Source organism: Rhizobium leguminosarum bv. viciae USDA 2370, assembly GCF_002008365.1.
GTDB classification, from domain to species: domain Bacteria; phylum Pseudomonadota; class Alphaproteobacteria; order Rhizobiales; family Rhizobiaceae; genus Rhizobium; species Rhizobium leguminosarum.
The window spans coordinates 12849-28685 of record NZ_MRDL01000039.1 but is presented as its reverse complement, the minus strand read 5'-3'; the positions used below and the strand labels follow the sequence as shown (position 1 = coordinate 28685).

Annotated in this window: 19 protein-coding genes; 4 read left to right on the top strand and 15 right to left on the bottom strand. The window is 59.3% G+C overall.

Features of this window, described 5'->3' with window-relative positions; all coding sequences use genetic code 11:
- Window positions 1-34 precede the first annotated feature (34 nt).
- The 4 genes from BS629_RS20760 to BS629_RS39280 all read right to left on the bottom strand — a co-directional run bounded on the left by BS629_RS20760 (window position 35) and on the right by BS629_RS39280 (window position 4467).
- Entirely contained in the window at window positions 35-1003 is a 969-nt protein-coding gene (locus tag BS629_RS20760; RefSeq protein WP_129557783.1) for a hypothetical protein, read from the bottom strand.
- Between the two features lie 461 nt (window positions 1004-1464).
- Window positions 1465-2730, bottom strand: a complete 1266-nt coding sequence (locus BS629_RS20755; RefSeq protein WP_018241710.1) for a patatin-like phospholipase family protein — start codon at window positions 2728-2730, stop codon at window positions 1465-1467.
- 83 nt (window positions 2731-2813) lie between these two features.
- On the bottom strand, window positions 2814-4145 hold the full coding sequence (locus tag BS629_RS20750) for a COG3904 family protein (protein ID WP_018241709.1): 1332 nt from the start codon (window positions 4143-4145) through the stop codon (window positions 2814-2816).
- A 154-nt stretch (window positions 4146-4299) separates the two neighbouring features.
- On the bottom strand, window positions 4300-4467 hold the full coding sequence (locus BS629_RS39280) for a hypothetical protein (protein WP_018241708.1): 168 nt from the start codon (window positions 4465-4467) through the stop codon (window positions 4300-4302).
- A gap of 90 nt (window positions 4468-4557) precedes the next feature.
- Here BS629_RS39280 and BS629_RS20745 point away from each other — a divergent pair, with 90 nt between their 5' ends.
- Window positions 4558-5028, top strand: a complete 471-nt coding sequence (locus tag BS629_RS20745; protein ID WP_018241707.1) for an MEKHLA domain-containing protein — start codon at window positions 4558-4560, stop codon at window positions 5026-5028.
- Between the two features lie 108 nt (window positions 5029-5136).
- On the opposite strand, the gene maiA is transcribed toward BS629_RS20745, so the two are convergent.
- The 4 genes from maiA to hppD all read right to left on the bottom strand — a co-directional run bounded on the left by maiA (window position 5137) and on the right by hppD (window position 9366).
- A complete protein-coding gene (gene maiA / locus BS629_RS20740; protein WP_018241706.1) occupies window positions 5137-5769 on the bottom strand; it encodes a maleylacetoacetate isomerase in 633 nt (210 codons plus the stop codon).
- Window positions 5766-6791 carry a fumarylacetoacetate hydrolase family protein gene (locus BS629_RS20735; RefSeq protein ID WP_018241705.1) on the bottom strand — a complete coding sequence of 342 codons (1026 nt, stop codon included), beginning with the start codon at window positions 6789-6791 and terminating at the stop codon, window positions 5766-5768. The genes maiA and BS629_RS20735 overlap by 4 nt, the downstream gene beginning before the upstream one ends.
- Window positions 6792-6831: 40 nt before the next feature.
- The gene (gene hmgA / locus BS629_RS20730; RefSeq protein ID WP_018241704.1) at window positions 6832-8193 is read right to left on the bottom strand and encodes a homogentisate 1,2-dioxygenase; all 1362 of its coding nucleotides are present in this window, start codon (window positions 8191-8193) and stop codon (window positions 6832-6834) included.
- Between the two features lie 63 nt (window positions 8194-8256).
- Window positions 8257-9366, bottom strand: a complete 1110-nt coding sequence (hppD, locus tag BS629_RS20725; RefSeq protein ID WP_018241703.1) for a 4-hydroxyphenylpyruvate dioxygenase — start codon at window positions 9364-9366, stop codon at window positions 8257-8259.
- Between the two features lie 129 nt (window positions 9367-9495).
- Here hppD and BS629_RS20720 point away from each other — a divergent pair, with 129 nt between their 5' ends.
- The gene (locus BS629_RS20720) at window positions 9496-9996 is read left to right on the top strand and encodes an Lrp/AsnC family transcriptional regulator (protein ID WP_018241702.1); all 501 of its coding nucleotides are present in this window, start codon (window positions 9496-9498) and stop codon (window positions 9994-9996) included.
- Window positions 9997-10028: 32 nt separating this feature from the next.
- Here the strand turns inward: BS629_RS20720 and BS629_RS20715 are convergent, their stop codons facing one another.
- Entirely contained in the window at window positions 10029-10490 is a 462-nt protein-coding gene (locus BS629_RS20715; protein ID WP_003547665.1) for an Lrp/AsnC family transcriptional regulator, read from the bottom strand.
- Between the two features lie 123 nt (window positions 10491-10613).
- Between BS629_RS20715 and BS629_RS20710 the strand changes: the two genes are divergently transcribed.
- Window positions 10614-11405, top strand: a complete 792-nt coding sequence (locus tag BS629_RS20710; protein ID WP_018241701.1) for a phenylalanine 4-monooxygenase — start codon at window positions 10614-10616, stop codon at window positions 11403-11405.
- A 65-nt stretch (window positions 11406-11470) separates the two neighbouring features.
- Here BS629_RS20710 and BS629_RS20705 read toward each other — a convergent pair whose 3' ends face one another.
- From BS629_RS20705 to BS629_RS20685, 6 genes are all read right to left on the bottom strand, one after another.
- On the bottom strand, window positions 11471-12472 hold the full coding sequence (locus tag BS629_RS20705) for a L,D-transpeptidase family protein (protein WP_018241700.1): 1002 nt from the start codon (window positions 12470-12472) through the stop codon (window positions 11471-11473).
- 163 nt (window positions 12473-12635) lie between these two features.
- Entirely contained in the window at window positions 12636-13520 is an 885-nt protein-coding gene (locus tag BS629_RS20700) for a hypothetical protein (protein ID WP_018241699.1), read from the bottom strand.
- A gap of 61 nt (window positions 13521-13581) precedes the next feature.
- Entirely contained in the window at window positions 13582-13896 is a 315-nt protein-coding gene (locus tag BS629_RS20695) for a hypothetical protein (protein WP_018241698.1), read from the bottom strand.
- Window positions 13897-14018: 122 nt separating this feature from the next.
- Entirely contained in the window at window positions 14019-14600 is a 582-nt protein-coding gene (locus BS629_RS20690) for a BA14K family protein (protein ID WP_018241697.1), read from the bottom strand.
- A complete protein-coding gene (locus BS629_RS39275) occupies window positions 14597-14764 on the bottom strand; it encodes a hypothetical protein (RefSeq protein ID WP_018241696.1) in 168 nt (55 codons plus the stop codon). The genes BS629_RS20690 and BS629_RS39275 overlap by 4 nt, the downstream gene beginning before the upstream one ends.
- A gap of 161 nt (window positions 14765-14925) precedes the next feature.
- Window positions 14926-15324: a DUF1236 domain-containing protein gene (locus BS629_RS20685; protein WP_018241695.1), complete on the bottom strand. Its 399-nt coding sequence runs from the start codon at window positions 15322-15324 to the stop codon at window positions 14926-14928.
- A 199-nt stretch (window positions 15325-15523) separates the two neighbouring features.
- Between BS629_RS20685 and BS629_RS20680 the strand changes: the two genes are divergently transcribed.
- Window positions 15524-15817, top strand: coding sequence for a hypothetical protein (locus BS629_RS20680; RefSeq protein WP_018241694.1), 294 nt, complete (start codon window positions 15524-15526; stop codon window positions 15815-15817).
- Window positions 15818-15837 lie beyond the last annotated feature (20 nt).

Here is a 15837-nt window from a genome sequence, read left to right as displayed (position 1 = left end):
CTAAGATCGAGCGGTCGCCCCCTCCATCGCGCGCTCAAAACCGCATTGTGAAACCCGCGTTCAGCTCAAATCCAGGTTCCGAAAAGAGGATCTGTAGGACGTCGCGCATCGCGGTCAAGGCCTCTCCTGACTGTCGCTGCGTCGCATCATTCCCTTTGTGCATCAGCTTATTACGAGCGTTCCTCAAATTTTCCATCCGCTCGTAAAGATAGCCGCTGAAAACGCCGCAATCACGCAGCGCCGAGGCCATGGTCTGCTGGGTCATGCTTCTAACTTCATTCCTAGATTTTGATCCTAGAAATTGCGTCGGGAAAACGGCGCCGAGAGTTTTGGTGGTGTTATTCACGATTCCACTCGCCCATATCGTCCCTTGGCTAGCTGCTTCGACGACCACCGCCGACAATGCCAGGCTCGCGGAAGCATGCTGCGCAGCGTGCAGAACGACTGCTTGATAGGCCATAGCGAGGAGCTGTATCGGATCCGCGTTGTTGAAATCGTGCGCAAGTAGCCGATCAGCCAGTTCGAGACCTTGAGCTACCGTTGCTAGTGGAATTGGCATCTTTCGCAAAGCATCTCCGCCCCCCGGCGTCCGCAGACGGTCAATGTCTTCAGGTCTGGATATGAACTTGCCATCCGCGATGGTTATCCACGCCATGTCTCCCAGACTTGGATATCTCATACCTGAAAGAGCCGAATGGCTGTTTCGTCCGTGTGTCCCGTAGATGCAAGCTGCGACATACACAGCGAACGTCATCCGCCGCCGCTGGATATCAAAGACGTGGTCGTTGCTGGCCGTCACTTCGTCTGGAACAGCACCCTGCCCTTGGAAAACCAACCGCTCAACGCTGCCTAGGTCACTGTTTGTGCAATCGAACACAAGCAATCCGTCAGGTGTGCATCGAACATCGACGCCATTCGACAACGTCGCTCCGCTCACCGCCGTAAGGTTGTTCCTCTCGATCGCAGGCTCCTCGCCGAAATAGTAGCTATTGCTGAAATTCAAAGCGACGCCTTGGGGAAGTGGCTGTCTCAAAATCACGGAAAAGAACCTCTCAAAATTGAAAGGCGAGGACTATCCGGTTCAGCACAGACCGGCAAGAATTCCGGTTTGCCAGAGCCGTCAAATTCATCTGGCTGTTGCGTCGAAATCAATTGGCTGTGACGATATCGAAGTTATTGAAATTCCGAGACCCTGTGCGTCAAAATCAGCGACTGCCTACACTCTTCGGTTCTAAAAATATCGTGGGAGGTCCGGGCAACCGGGCCTCTCATACTTTCATAAACAATATTGAAGTTGGAACTTTGGGGGCCCTTCAGCTTCGCGGCCGAAGGGAGCCAGAAACAACCGATCATCGTACCGGTCGATACGTTCGTTCTTCCTCAGGCTTAATGTAGGATTTTCGACTGCTGGTGCAATCTCAACGGATCCCGCTGGCCCCGCTTTAACCGGCCCCCGGCTTTCGTTTAAAAGGGAAGAAGGTCGAACAGGCGCTTGCTGGCCCTCGCCGCCCAAGCCGGCTTCACGGTTCCGGCAACCAATGGCGGGCCGGACGATGGAGCCAAGGGCGATTGATAGAACCGGTTGAGCATCGCGTCGCACACGTAGTGCCCCCAGTTCGCCAGATACTCCGTCTCCTTCGCGCCCAGAAAATGGAGATAGGTGCCGACCTCCGAGGGAACGACCGACGACGGCGGCAGCGTGTAGGACGCGTAGGGCTTGAGCTCGACGTCCTTGCTGTCGATCGACCAATAGACGCCGCGCGTTCTCGCGCGCAGAGCCGATTTCGCGAGATCGTCGAGGCCAAGCCTATCAGCCTGTTTTGCGGCCTTGAAGCCACCGATCAGGTCTCGGCGCCTCAACGACCGCACCTGATTGTCGGTGGTATCGAGAACGCGCTTGAGCTGGGAGAGATAGTTCCAGTATCCGTGGGTCGAGGATCGCCAAGGCGCTCCGGCATCGCTGACAAACAAGCAATCGCAGCGTTTCAGCGCCGGCTCGATGCCGTGATTGTCATAGATGCCGCCGTCGCTCAATATTGCCCTGCCCGGAGCAACCGGTTCGCCAACACTGTCGTCGAGCTTTTCCCTTTTCCAGGAAAACTGCGACAGGTCCAATCGCAGCGGCGACAGCACCGGCGGGAATGCCGCCGAAGCGGCAACCGCGGTCGCGAGCGAAAGTGTCGGATGAAACGACACCCCGATCCTGTAATCCGCGAGATAGCGGTTGGACATCCGGAAGAGTGAACCGGTGCTGAGATTGCTGGAGCAAAATACGAACCAGGGCGATCTCGGAAGATCGCTCAGGCTTGGTGATTTTCCGTCGAAGAGATGCCGCTCGTAGAGTTTAGCGGCTTCCTCCGCCGCGCTCGAGAAGGGCTTGAACACGCCCTTCAGGAAGCACGGCCCATCCGCGAACACCTGACTGAAGGCCAGAATGCGATTGAGGTATTCAGTCTTGAAGTTGACGGCGACCCCGTTCTCGAAGACCAGCCGGGGCCACACATAGGCCAGCAGGCCGGACGCGATAGATCCGCCCGAGACCGACGAGAGCATATCGAGTTTCGCCAGAAGACCGGCCTCGTTGAGCCTCGCAAGCGATCCCGCATGGAAAAGCATGGCCCGATAGCCGCCGCCCGAAAGGCAGAGGCCGAGTTGGTAGCGCTCGGCCGGCTTGTCGGGTTCGTCGGATCCCGGCAGGATGGCATTCGATGGGGCATGCTCTTCTGACATGCTCACCCTCACTCAGGAATGTGAGTTTCCCAACATTTCTTCCTCCGGGCAAACCAACGGTCGCTCGTCTTTGGGCCTGCGCGCTACTGACTCGTATATCGGCGGGAGTTGGCATCGCATTTGTGCCACTCCCAGTTTATTCCGGCTTCGTCCTTATGGCCATAACACCAGTCCGCGCGATTGAGCAGCGGACCGAGTTCGTCGCGCCGTTTGCATGCCCGTAGCGTCTCGGGCCCGTCGCGATCGACACTCGTGCGGCAGATGTCGTCCAGTCCTGTCCACTGATGGATCAACCGATCCGGTGCCTTGGTCCCCTTGTCCGTGGCGAGCACCTTTCCGGTCTCGGACTCGATCTGCAGAGAGGCCGTGTTCCACACGAAAGCGAATTCCGCCATCCCGGCGGACGTCTTACCCGTGTCCCTGTTTCCGGCAAACCACTCGACAATTCCCGACATTTCGCATTTTCCGGCACAGCTGGCAGTTACGGAGCCCGGCTTGACGCTGTAGATGCGCTCCGGCCAGCGTTGGGCGAAGGCGGCCTTTTCCTTCAGGACAGCGTCTTTGTCGACCGAGTTTCCGAAGAAGGAGACCTCGTCCGCATAGACGCCCTTCATAAAAGCCAACGCCGAGGCACTGTCTTTTGACCATTCGTCATTGTATCGGTTGACGAAATCAACCGCCTCCGTGGTCAGGTCGCCGGGTTCGGAGGCGGCCACCCCCTCGGAAGCGCCGGGGTCTGACGGCATGTCGGCGGGTGTTGCGCTCTCCTGCGGTGCGGCGCCGGGCGGGGGCGGCGTGCTTTCCTGTGCCGAGGGCATATCCTCGAGCGTGTTGATGTTCCAGTCTCGCATTTCCGCAGCGGTAAGATACCGTATATCAGTGCTGTCGATCGACAGGCTGAGCTGCAGCAGATTGGGGCTTACCCCCATGTCGGTGAGATAGCCGATGATCTCGCCGGTCATTAGTTGAACGGTCGAGACTGCCAATTTATTGTCCATGGGGACATCGTCGGATAGGGAAATCCGATGCACGCCGATCGAGCCCGGCTCGGCGAACCTTTCGACGCCACCGACGAAGGCGAAGGCGCAAGCCGATGCACATTCCATGGCTCTGATCTGGAGCGTTCTTGCATTCAGTGCGCGGATGGCGCGGCCGAACATGATCGCGGTGACCACGTTTCCGCCGGGCGAGTCAAAGCTGATATAGTCAGCTTGGTACTGCGTGTATTCGTCGACAAGCTGCGTCGGATCGTCGGAGAATTCAAACACGCCCTTTATCACCAGACCACGTCCCGGGGCGCCGTCCACACGTTGGTAGGAAATTGCTGCATGCCCCTCTCCGGCCATGGCGACGAACGCCAGCAGCAGCGATATCAACGAGACGGATTTGCGCATTCTTACCCAGCCCTCGAGCACCTGTATTTCTCCTGTCGTCATTCGCAGCATAGCTTGGCAGCTCTGTATAGCCGGATGATGAAATCACCTGCCCGTGAAGCCCGACCTCATCGGCGACCGCCGACGCCGATTACGGTCAGAAGAACAATAGCTTCGCAGAGAATGTTGATACCGATCAATGCACAAGGGGCGATCTTCTGGCAAGCGGCACAATCAGAAGTGATGAGACAAGGTAAACGCCGGTTCCTCGCATAATCGCGACCGCATTCGTCGGGACGCGCCGGCTGAACGCCAGCAGTTCGACGCCCTGCCACCGATATCCGCCGCGCTTGAAATCGACCATATTACTTCCCGAGCGGCGAGCGTTGTAGACCGATGCAAAGAATATCGATTATGTCACCTGCATCCAAGCATTCGACCAACGAGGCACTTCGTGACTTTTGCCTATGACAATCACGCCCTCGATCTGAGGAGCGATGCCGATTTCTTCTCCCTCCTCACCGAAAGCTACCGGCGCATCACCGGCCGTCGACTTGTCCAGGACGGGCAAGGGCCGGACTGGCTCTACAACGATGCATCCTTCGTGGTCCTCGCTCACAACACCGCGCCCGACCCGCGCTTCATCTACGCCAACCGCACCGCGCAGAACTGCTTCGAATATAGCTGGGATGAATTTACTGCGCTGCCGTCGCGGCTTTCGGCCGAGCAGCCTGATCGCGCCGAGCGCCAGCGGCTGCTGGACGCCGTCACGCACGATGGTTTTGTCGACAATGCGCGCGGTCTCAGGATCGCGAAATCGGGGCGCCGTTTCTGGATCGAGGATGTGACAGTCTGGCAGCTCATCGATGAAACCGGCAAGCGGTTGGGCCAGGCTGCGATATTCCCTTCGTGGCGGGACGCGTAATGTCGCCGTCCCGGGGGAGCGGCAAACGTAGCTTAGCGGTTCTTGCTATACGCTCTCTGCTCCCTCATTCCTGTCCTCGGACTTGATCCGAGTTTTATCGCAATGGAGCTACGATTTCACGCGGTCAGGATGCGCCGCCTGGAAAGCGGGTATGTCGGCGCATCTGGTGTCGATATCGGCGATGCGCCTGAAAGCTGTGATATCAACACCCCAGCGGCGGGCGTTGTAGACCTGTGGAAGCAGACAGAGATCCGCCATCGTCGGCCTGTCGCCAAAGCTGAATGCTCCATCAAATTCGCCGATCATGGCTTCCAGTTTGCGCAGTCCGTCGGCAATGAAATGCTTCATCCATTCCTCGCGGGCATCGGCCTTATCCGTCATGGTCATCAGATGCGACACAACATGCAAGTTGCAGATCGGATGGATGTCCATGGCGACCGCATAGGCAAGGGCGCGGACTTTCTGGCGATCGGCAATGTCAGGTGGCAGCAATCCGTATTCCGGCCGAAGCTCGGCCAGATATTCGATGATTGCCAGCGACTGGGTCAGTATTTTCCCGTTGATCACCAATGTCGGCACCAGTCCCTGCGGGTTGAGCGCCAGATATTCCGGGGTCTTGTGCGCCCCTTCCAACAGGTTGATGGGCACGGTCTTATAATCGATGCACAAGAGATTGAGCGCGATGCGGACGCGATAGCTCGCCGATGATCGCCAGTAGTCGTAAAGAACGACCTCGTTCATCGCGGGTCGGCCCGTTGGTATTTTTCGACAGTCTGCTCGATCGCCCCGAAGATCGAATGACCGGCCTTATCCTTCATCTCTATGCGGACCTGATCCCCGAACTTCATGAAGGGAGTCCTCGGGGATCCGGTGTCGATGGCCTCGATCATCCTGAGTTCGGCGATGCAGGAGTAGCCGTCTCCTCCCTCTTCCACCGGCTTGCCGGGGCCGCCGTCGAGCTTGTTTGACACTGTTCCCGAGCCGATAATCGTTCCGGCCAGGAGGTTACGGGTTTTGGCGGCATGGGTGATCAGTTGGCCAAAATCGAAGGTCATGTCGATACCGGCGTTGGCTTTGCCGAATGGCTTGCCGTTCAAGCTCACCAGCAGCGGAAGATGTAGCTTGCCGCCGTCCCAGGCCTCTCCGAGCTCGTCCGGCGTCACCGCGACCGGAGAAAATGCCGATGCCGGCTTCGACTGGAAGAAACCAAATCCCTTTGCCAGTTCGCCCGGGATCAGACCGCGCAGCGACACGTCGTTGACGAGCATCAGCAGGCGGATGGCGCCGCGTGCGGCTTCCGGGCTGGAACCCATGGCGACGTCGCCGGTAATGGCCGCGACCTCGCCTTCCATGTCGATCCCGTAAGCCTCGTCAACCGCCACGATCGGATCGCGCGGCGCGAGGAAAGCGTCCGACCCGCCTTGATAGATCAGCGGATCGGTCCAGAAGCTTGCAGGCATCTCGGCGCCGCGCGCCTTACGCACCAGTTCGACATGGTTGACGTAAGCGGAACCATCGGCCCATTGGTAGGCCCGCGGCAAAGGTGACGTAGCGTCATGTTCGTGAAACCGGATCGTCGGCTGGGCTCCGGTCTCGACGCCTTCGGCAATCAGCTGAAGTCTCGGAGCCACATGCTCCCAGTCGTCGAGCGCCGCCTGCAGGGTCCGGGCAATGTGACCGACCTCCGAACAGCGGGTCAGGTCGCGGGAAACGACGACGAGCCGGCCGTCCCTCGTGGAGTCCTTCAAGGTCGCAAGCTTCATATCTTAATTCCAGTGCCGGAGGGTGTCTTTGCTTGATGCATCACTTGAGCCCGGGGGTTCCGTCGAACTTGCGTTCCAGGCCGTCCCAGCACTCGAGGTAATTATCCTGCAGCGTTTCGAGCTCGGCTGCGTATTTCGTCAATTGCTGCGGGTACCTGGTCTCGAACATGAAGGCCATGGTGTGGTCGAGCTTCACCGGTTTGAGCTCGGTATTGGATGCCTTTTCGAAGGCAAGCGCGTCCGGCCCGTGGGGAAGCATCATGTTGTGCAGGCTCATGCCGCCGGGCACGAAGCCCTCCTCCTTGGCGTCATACTGGCCATGGATCAGGCCCATGAACTCGCTCATGATGTTGCGGTGGTACCAAGGCGGACGGAAGGTGTGTTCGGCGACCAGCCAGCGCGGCGGAAAAATCACGAAATCGACATTTGCCGTGCCGGCATCTTCGGTGGGCGCGGTCAGCACCGAAAAGATCGACGGATCGGGATGGTCGAAGCTGATGGCGCCGACCGGAGAAAATGTCCGCAAGTCGTATTTGTAAGGCGCGTAATTGCCGTGCCAGGCGACCACATCGAGGGGCGAGTGGCCGATCTCCGTGACATAGAATTTTCCGCACCACTTCACATGCACGCGGCAAGGCGTTTCCTTATCCTCGAAAGCGGCAACGGGTGTCTTGAAGTCACGCGGGTTTGCCAGGCAGTTGGCGCCGATCGGTCCGCGGTCCGGCAGCGTGAATTTGGCGCCGTAATTCTCGCATATATAACCCCGCCAGACCGTCTGCTCGCCGCCCTTGAGAACCTTGAACATCATGCCACGCGGGATGAGGCATATTTCCAGGGGCTCGACATCCATGATGCCCATTTCGGTGAACACTCTGATGGCGCCGAGCTGCGGCACGATCAGCAGTTCACCGTCGGCGTTGAAGAAGTAATCGTCGACCATGTCCTCATTGAAGACGTAGGCATGGGCTGACATGCCCACCTGGGTGGTGGCATCGCCTGCCGTCGTGACTGTCCGCACCCCTTCGAGAAAGGTCAGTCTCTCCGCGGGCGCGGGGATGGGATCCCAGCGAAGCTGGCCCAGAGGAAGCGAGTGCTCGTCGAGGCAAGGCGCCGTTTTCCAGAGCGGATAGGATGCGTTGGAGAAGCGGCGGGTGTGACGCACGCTCGGGCGAATGCGATAGAGCCAGGACCTTTCGTTCGTCCCGCGCGGCGCGGTGAATGGCGAGCCGGAAAGCTGCTCCGCATAAAGACCGTAATTGCATTTCTGCGGGCTGTTCTGACCCTGCGGCAAGGCACCGGGAAGCGACTCGGTTTCGAAGTCATTGCCGAACCCCGGCATATATTTCAGCCTGTTTGCCGTCGCGGCTTCACCGTCGGATGTCTGGATCGATGTCTGGTCCATTGCTCACTCCTCCCGTAACCCACCTGCGCCGCGCACCTTTCCAGACGCGCGGCGCTGCAGAGTTTACTCCGCTGCAGTACCGATGACACCACGCTTGATCTGATCGGCCTCGATCGACTCGAAGAGAGCCCGGAAATTGCCCTCGCCGAAGCCCTCGTCACCCTTGCGCTGGATGAATTCGAAGAAGATCGGGCCGATAACGGTCTTGGAGAAGATCTGCAGCAGGATTTTCGTCATGCCGCCATTCACCACACCTTCGCCGTCGATGAGGATGCCGTGTTTCTTCATGCGCTCGATCGGTTCGCTATGGCCGTTCACGCGTTCATAGGACATGTCGTAATAGGTCTCCGGCGGACCCGGCATGAAGCGCAGGCCGTTGTCGGCAAGCCTGTCGGTGGCGTCGTAAATGTCCTCTGTTCCAACGGCGATGTGCTGGATGCCCTCGCCCCGGTACTTCTTCAGATATTCCTCGATCTGGCTGGTGTCGTCCTTCGATTCATTCAGCGGAATGCGGATCTTGCCGCAGGGCGAGGTGATGGCGCGGCTCACCAGACCGGTGATGCGGCCGTCGATATCGAAGAAGTGGATCTGCTTGAAATTGAACAGGTTGCGGTAAAAATCCCACCACTTGTCCATATTGCCGCGGAAGACGTTGTGCGTCAGATGGTCGAGATAATAGAAGCCGATCCCCTGGGGATGCAGGTCGCGCTCGCCAAGCCAATCGAACTCGGCTTCGTAAGCCGATCCCTTTTCCCCATAGGTCTCGACGAAATAGAGCAGCGAGCCGCCAATGCCGACAATCGCCGGGACGTCGAGCGCCTTGTCGTCCCCCTCATAGGGAACCGCACCTTTTGATACCGCGTGGTCGAAGGTGTGCTTGGCGTCGACGACGCGCCATGCCATCGATGGGGCGCAGGGGCCATGGTTTGCGACGAAACGGGCGGCATGACTGCCGGGTTCGGCGTTTAGCAGATAGTTGATGTCACCCTGGCGCCAAACGGTGATGTCTTTCGTCTTGTGCCTGGCGACTACGACGTAGCCCATGCGTGTGAAAAGCTCGCGCAGTTTCTCAGGCTCGGGATGGGCGAATTCGACGAATTCGAAGCCGTCGGTACCGGCCGGATTGTCGGCGGTGATTTCCGAGGGCGGCGCATCATGTGGGAAGGGACCCATTTTCTTTCCTCCAGAGGAGATTGCATTTCTATGCAAAGTGTGGCCCAAAACGCGTGCAAAGTTCTTGCATTCTTTATGCTCCAGGAAGAGATTATGCACGATCCGTGAGTATTTTGGAGATTTCGTGCAATGGATGAACCGCTCGACAAATTGGATTTGCGCCTGCTCCAGGAACTTCAAAAGGACGGCAGGTTGACGAACAACGAGCTGGGGGAGCGGATCGCGCTTTCACCGTCGCAATGCTCTCGCCGGCGAACGAGACTCGAGGCTGAGGGATATATCCGCAGCTACCGCGCCTACCTCGATCGGCAGAAGCTGGGTCTGGATATGCTGGTGGTTATTTCCGTGACGCTTGCCACCCACAACAGAGACAATGCCCGCCGGTTTTCGCAATTGATCAACGGGTTGCCTGAAGTTCTCGAAGCCTATGCGCTGACCGGTGAAATGGATTATCACCTGACGGTCGCGACCCGCGGGCTCGCCGACCTTTCCAAATTCGTCAACGACGTTCTGTTGCCCCATGAGTCCGTACAGCACGTGAAGACGTCGATCGTGCTCGACACGTTGAAAACATTCGAAGGCTTTCCGGTGCTCATGCCGGGACACTGGCATAGCGACAGCACGCGGTGATGTGACGGTATCGCCCTGCGCAGATATCTAAATCAGAGCGGCAGTTCGGTCGAGAATTTCAGCTCGCGCAGCACAAAGCTCGAGACCACTGTGCGCACATGCGGGTTGCGCATGAGATAGCGGGTCATGAAGGCTTCGTAGCTTTCCACGTCGCTTGCCCTTATCTTCAGCATGTAGTCGAAGGCGCCTGATAGGGCGTAGCATTCCATGATCTCCGGCCGCTCCAGCACCACCGAAGCGAAAGACGCAACCGCCTCTTCGTGGTGATCCTCCAGCGTCACATGCGCGATGACGCAGAGCTTGAGATCGAGTTTGCCCGGATCGAGCAGTGTCACCCGCTTGCGGATGACGCCGTCGGCTTCCAGTTCCTGGATCTTCCGCCAGGCTGAGCTCTGCGACATGCCGGCCTTTTCCGCCAAGTCTGCCAGCGAAAGGCTACCATCTGCCTGGACGAGTTGCAGAAGCTTGCGGCGGAAATTCCCAGGTTCTTTCATTTTATGCGTCACTTTCGGGAAGATTTGCCATCACTATGGCAATAGCCAGCATGAAAGAAAAGAAAATCCTCCAAACCCGGATCATAATAGCAGGAATAGAGCCGTGCCTGGGAGGATCAGCCTATGACCAAGGAAAGCAGCTACACCGCCAAACTGCCCGGCCCGGACGGTTTGTATGACTACACCCCGGATGAAGATGCGATATGGGGCGAACTCTACCGGCGTCAGATGAAGTTGCTGGCCGATACGGCCTGCCGCGAATATCTGGACGGCGTCAAAATGCTGGGGCTGAAGCCAGACAAGGTGCCTCAGCTTCTCGACGTCAACAGACGCCTGAACGAAACCACCGGCTTCGGCGTCGAAGGCGTGCCGGCGCTCATTCCGCCGTCGCGCTTTTATGAACTTCTGTCGCAAGGCAAATTCCCGCTCGCAACCTTCCTGCGCCGTCGCGAGCATATCGACTATATCGAGGAACCGGACCTGTTCCACGAGGTTTTCGGCCACTGCCCCATGCTCACCAACCAGAGCTATGCCAATTTCGTCCGGCATTTCGGCGAGACGGCCGTCCGCCTCGGCAAGGGCTATTCATGGCATCTGTTCCGCATCTTCTGGTTCACCGTCGAATTCGGCCTGATCAATACGCCGCAGGGCCGGCGCTGCTTCGGCGCGGGTATTGTCTCATCGCCAAGCGAAGCGAAGGCGGCAATGGAAGGCAAGGCGTGCGAGTTCCGGCCGTTCGATCTGCTCAGCGTGCTGAGGACGCCCTACCGGATCGATATCCTCCAGCCGATCTACTATGTCATCGACAGCTTCGCCGATCTTGAAGCGATCGTGGAGCAGGATATCGAGGCCACGATCCTGAAGGCAAAATCATTGGGTGATTTCGCGCCGGCTTTCGAAGCCAAAGCTTCGTGAATCGCCGCAGGCAATACCTCGCGAGCGACAAGCCGGAGAAGAGTGGGATCGCGATGGATTCCCCCTCACTTCGGCGTGGCTGAACTTCGATTGACGAAATCCACCAGCACACCGGGCTTGACCATGCCGGCCAGCTCTTCGGCGTCCCAGTTCGTCAGCCGCACGCAACCGTGCGATCCCACCTTGTCGATGAGCTTGGGCTCCGGCGTCCCATGTATTCCATAGGTCGGCTCGGTCAGGTCGATCCAGACCGTGCCGACCGGACCGTTCGGCCCTTTCGGGATCGTCAGGACCTTGTCGTTCTTGCCCTGCTTGAAGTTGCGCTTCGGGTCGTATCGGTAGACCGGCATCCTGGCGACGCCCTTGACCTTATGCTTGCCCGACGGCGCCGGATTGTCTTCGCTTCCGATCGTCGCGGGATAGACGGCAAGCAGTGATCCGTCCCCGGCAAAGGCAAGCACCTGTCCCGTTTTCTTGTTGGCTTCGATCGTCTTGACCTTTCCTTCCCTCGGCGGGCCGGGGGTCACGACCCACACCGTATCGCCGGGCGCAAACTGCGAAGCGGGATTGAGCGCGTTTACCAGATCGATCCCCATGTGAAACCGCTCGGATAGCTTCTCGGCAACGCTCGTATATCCCAGGCTCTGCATCTTTGCCTTCTCGCCATAGTCTTCGGGGATCTTGTCAACGAGACCCTTGGCATCGTCGGCCGAGACGACGTAGCTCTCGACGATGGGGGCATTGCCTTCCAGCCGGGAGACGACTTCCGCATCCAGCCTGCCGTCGACGGGAAGATCGTTCATAGCCTCGAAACCGGCCACGGCCTTGTTGACGTTCTCGCCGGAGAGGCCATCGATCACGCCGGGAGACGCGCCCGCTCGGTCGAGCAAAACTTGAAGGCGGACGATCGCCGGGTCTGGATCTGCTGGAGCCGGCTTCTCCGCGCCAATGGAAGCAATCGAAGCGGTATTGATGGCTTCGGGTCGAAGTTCCCGCGCGGCGGCGCCGCCAACGTAAATGGCCAGGGCGAGCAGCGACATCGGCAGGGCTGTTTTCATGGACGACAAATGGCTGGAGCCGGAACTTGTTCCACTGCGCGAGAGCGGCCGGAGAATTTTGGCGACAGCTACGTCTTCAGCGGAACCGCCGGCTTCTGTTCACGATGATTTCAACGTCCAGCCTCAGTAAATTCAGTACAGCCGCCAGTTGATCAGAAGGAGCAAGCAGCGGTCACGGCGTCTTCGCTTGTTTCCTGGTTGCGCGCGACCTTGCCGTGCGACGGGTCGGCCTCAGTTCCTCGATCGTCGGCAGCCACCACGCGGCGTTCTGAACCGGAAGCATTTTCGCGGGCCAGGTGCGGATGAGTTCTTCGAGTGTGGGCACCCGCCAATATCCCCAGACGTGATCCTCGGTCACGCCGGGATAAAAGTCCGCAACGACATCCGGGTCGACCAGTTCGCCTGAGATTTCGCTAAAGACGACGATTCCATAGGCGGTGACCACAGGACGTCCTATTGGCGGCAGGTCGTCGCTCTGAAGCGGGTAACGGTGACGCTTTCGTTCCGCAGAGCGGAGTTTGCTGCGCATCTCCTGTTCGGTCCCCTTCCGCTCCTCGGCTCGACGTCGTCTCTCTTCCGGCTCGTTTCTGCGAGCCGCCGCCTCGATCTCGGGCCATCTGCGCCGGAGTTCCTCATAGGACCGGAAGGGAACGTGCCAAATCCTGAGATCGCCGTCCCACCGTGAGAATGGCACCTCGCGCAATTCGTCGACGACGGTCTTCGAATACGGCGTGCGGATTCGGAAGCCTGCCTTGCCGAGTTCGAGATATGGACTGTCGATGGGATCGAAGGCGAAGGCGTCGCGTCCCTTTGCGTCCGCATGGGCGTCGGCTTCGGACTCGATCTCGGCAAGCCATCGTCCGATGCGGCGGGACGCCGTCCGCCCGGGAACGAACCAGGCCTGGCGGGCATCGCTCCAGCGGGCACGCGGGAAGCGTCTTCGGAATTGCTCGACGGTCATCCTGTCGTAAGGGAAAGAAATGTCCGCGCCGGGCTTCGCACCGTCTTCGCCGGACGGAGCCTTGTCGTGATCAGCGGCGGATTTGGATTCGGTCATGGAAGGAGAACGCTAACGCGCAGCGATCGGTTTCCGATAAGGCGCTCGCTTGGCTGCCCTCTCAGTGAATTGTCTTCGACCGTTTCTCGGTATGCGAGATGTCATCGAGCGTCGCGATAAGCTTTTCGAACTCGCTCAAGACACGATTGAACTCGGCGTCCAGCATGTTGACGATTTCCGGTATCGTCGAGGACACGGACGCAATCAGCCTGTCGATCCATACGCAGCGCTCGGCTGGCACATTTGCGAGAACCTCCCGCCGATGCGTCTTCAGCTCGCGGAGGATGCGAACGATAAGGGCTGCTCGATCCGCTCGGCTCAAGAGCGGAAGCCTTGTCTGCGCCTGCTGGATTTCTGTTATCAGCGCCGTTGCCATCCCCTGATCTCCAACACTCTAATACAACCGGGTATCACAACCGTAGCGTTTGCAACACGGACTTTAGTCTGATTCACCAGCTTGGTGCAGCGTGATCCGCACCGCGCGACCACCGCCGATAATCAATTGCTCGTCGCAAAGAGATCCGACATGTCGCAACTGCGCCGCGGTCCTTCCCATGGTTGATACGTATTGTCTTCCGGTCGATACGACTTGTAGCGAGCGGCGCACCGGGCTGCCGCCTGTGCATTCACTTTCGTGCCGACGCCTTCATCGGCCTCGGCGACAGTCCGCTGGAACGGCGATGCGCATTCGCGGGTCTCACCGCTATAGGACTGATAGCTGTTGGTCGCGGGATCGAAAGAGCGATAACGTTCCCCACACCAGGCAAGATGCGCGGCCGAAAGTCTGGGCTGCGGTGTCTGAAGTTCGGCTGGCGGGCGAGCCGAATCGGGCCTCGCCGCTGACGCCATCCTCGCCGACGCCTCGGTCACATAGCTGGAATAGAGAGGCGGAATTCGTTCATAGGGCTGCTGCCGAGGATCGACTTTTACCGGCGTCGGCGTCCATAGATCGCGCGCTGCGAGTTCCTTGAAGGCGTGAGGTTCGGAATCCGCCACGACATAGGATGCGACAGATGCGGCAGCGACGCAGGCCCCGACCGAGCTTAAGATGCCAAAGGCAACGAATGCGATGGCTTTCATTGTCCCGACCCCTGCTGTTGAACCTGTGGAACCCAGACACGGCCGGCGGCACTGCTATGTCGGCCGCCGGTGGCGACAAGCACGGCGAGAATGCCGGCGATTGCCAGCAGGATGGCGATCAGCGGCACGGCCAGACCACCGGATTTCTCTTCGGAATAGATCATGTTCCTCTCCTCGCTGGCGCTCCGGCGGCGGGGGTCGCCGCCGGGGGCATCGGCTGTTTTTGGCCGCACGACGACGCTGCCGTCGGTCGTGCGGCGGTTCCCGGACTTTGAGCGATGATTTCCGGATGGAGGACGCGGCAGAGGCCGCGGATAGGATCAGATCACTTGATGACCTGGATCACCTTGCGGGACGACGGTTCGACGATGACACGTTCATCATTGACCACCGCATAAGCATAGGTCGGGTCATCCGGAATAGGCGTTACGACAACCGTCTCCGGCAGGGGCTGACCGACGACGACCTTCTCCTTCACGACCACGCGCGCCGATGGTGCCGGAGCCTCGCGGACATAGGTGACGACCTTTTGCGGCGGCGGATCGAGCACGGTTCCAACGACTGCGCCGGCAACGCCGCCGACGGCGGCGCCAACGGGGCCGCCGACGATCGCCCCAGTGACCGCGCCACCGGCGGCACCGTTGACGGTCGAGGACTGGGCGAATGCGACGCCCGACATGAGGGTCGCGGCAGTTGCCGCACCGACGATAAGCTTGGAGATCATTTTCTCCTCCTTCTGGTTTCGAGGCGGCCTTCGCGACCGCTGCCAACCAACTAGCTGGACACAGGGTCGTTCCACGCCTCAGACCTCAGTCTGATCGACCCCGGCCTTTGGTCCCAAACCCATTCCAAGGCCCGTTGCCGACGCTATTTCAAGATCGAGAACCCGCATAATCGCGGGCATAAGCAGGAGATCGAAGGAGATGGCGCGATCCAACCGCCGGGAAGCCGGACGCAGGCGCCTGGCGATGCGTCTGCCGCATATGCGGAAGTTGATCATGGAAGCGCGCGACCCGTGGCAGCTGGAGCTCTTCGAAGCCTATCAGATGGCAGTCGAAGCCCGCGACTCCGTTCGAAGGCGACGGTTCAATCCGAACCTGGTGCTAGAGTACGACGAAACCTGTTTGGTGATCGAGCGACACGTCATCTGCGCGATAGAGGAAGCCTCCTACGCGCACCCGTTGAAGTCCGACGAGCCGTCATACCCGGGCGGATAGATCTTGCGACGGTATCGCCT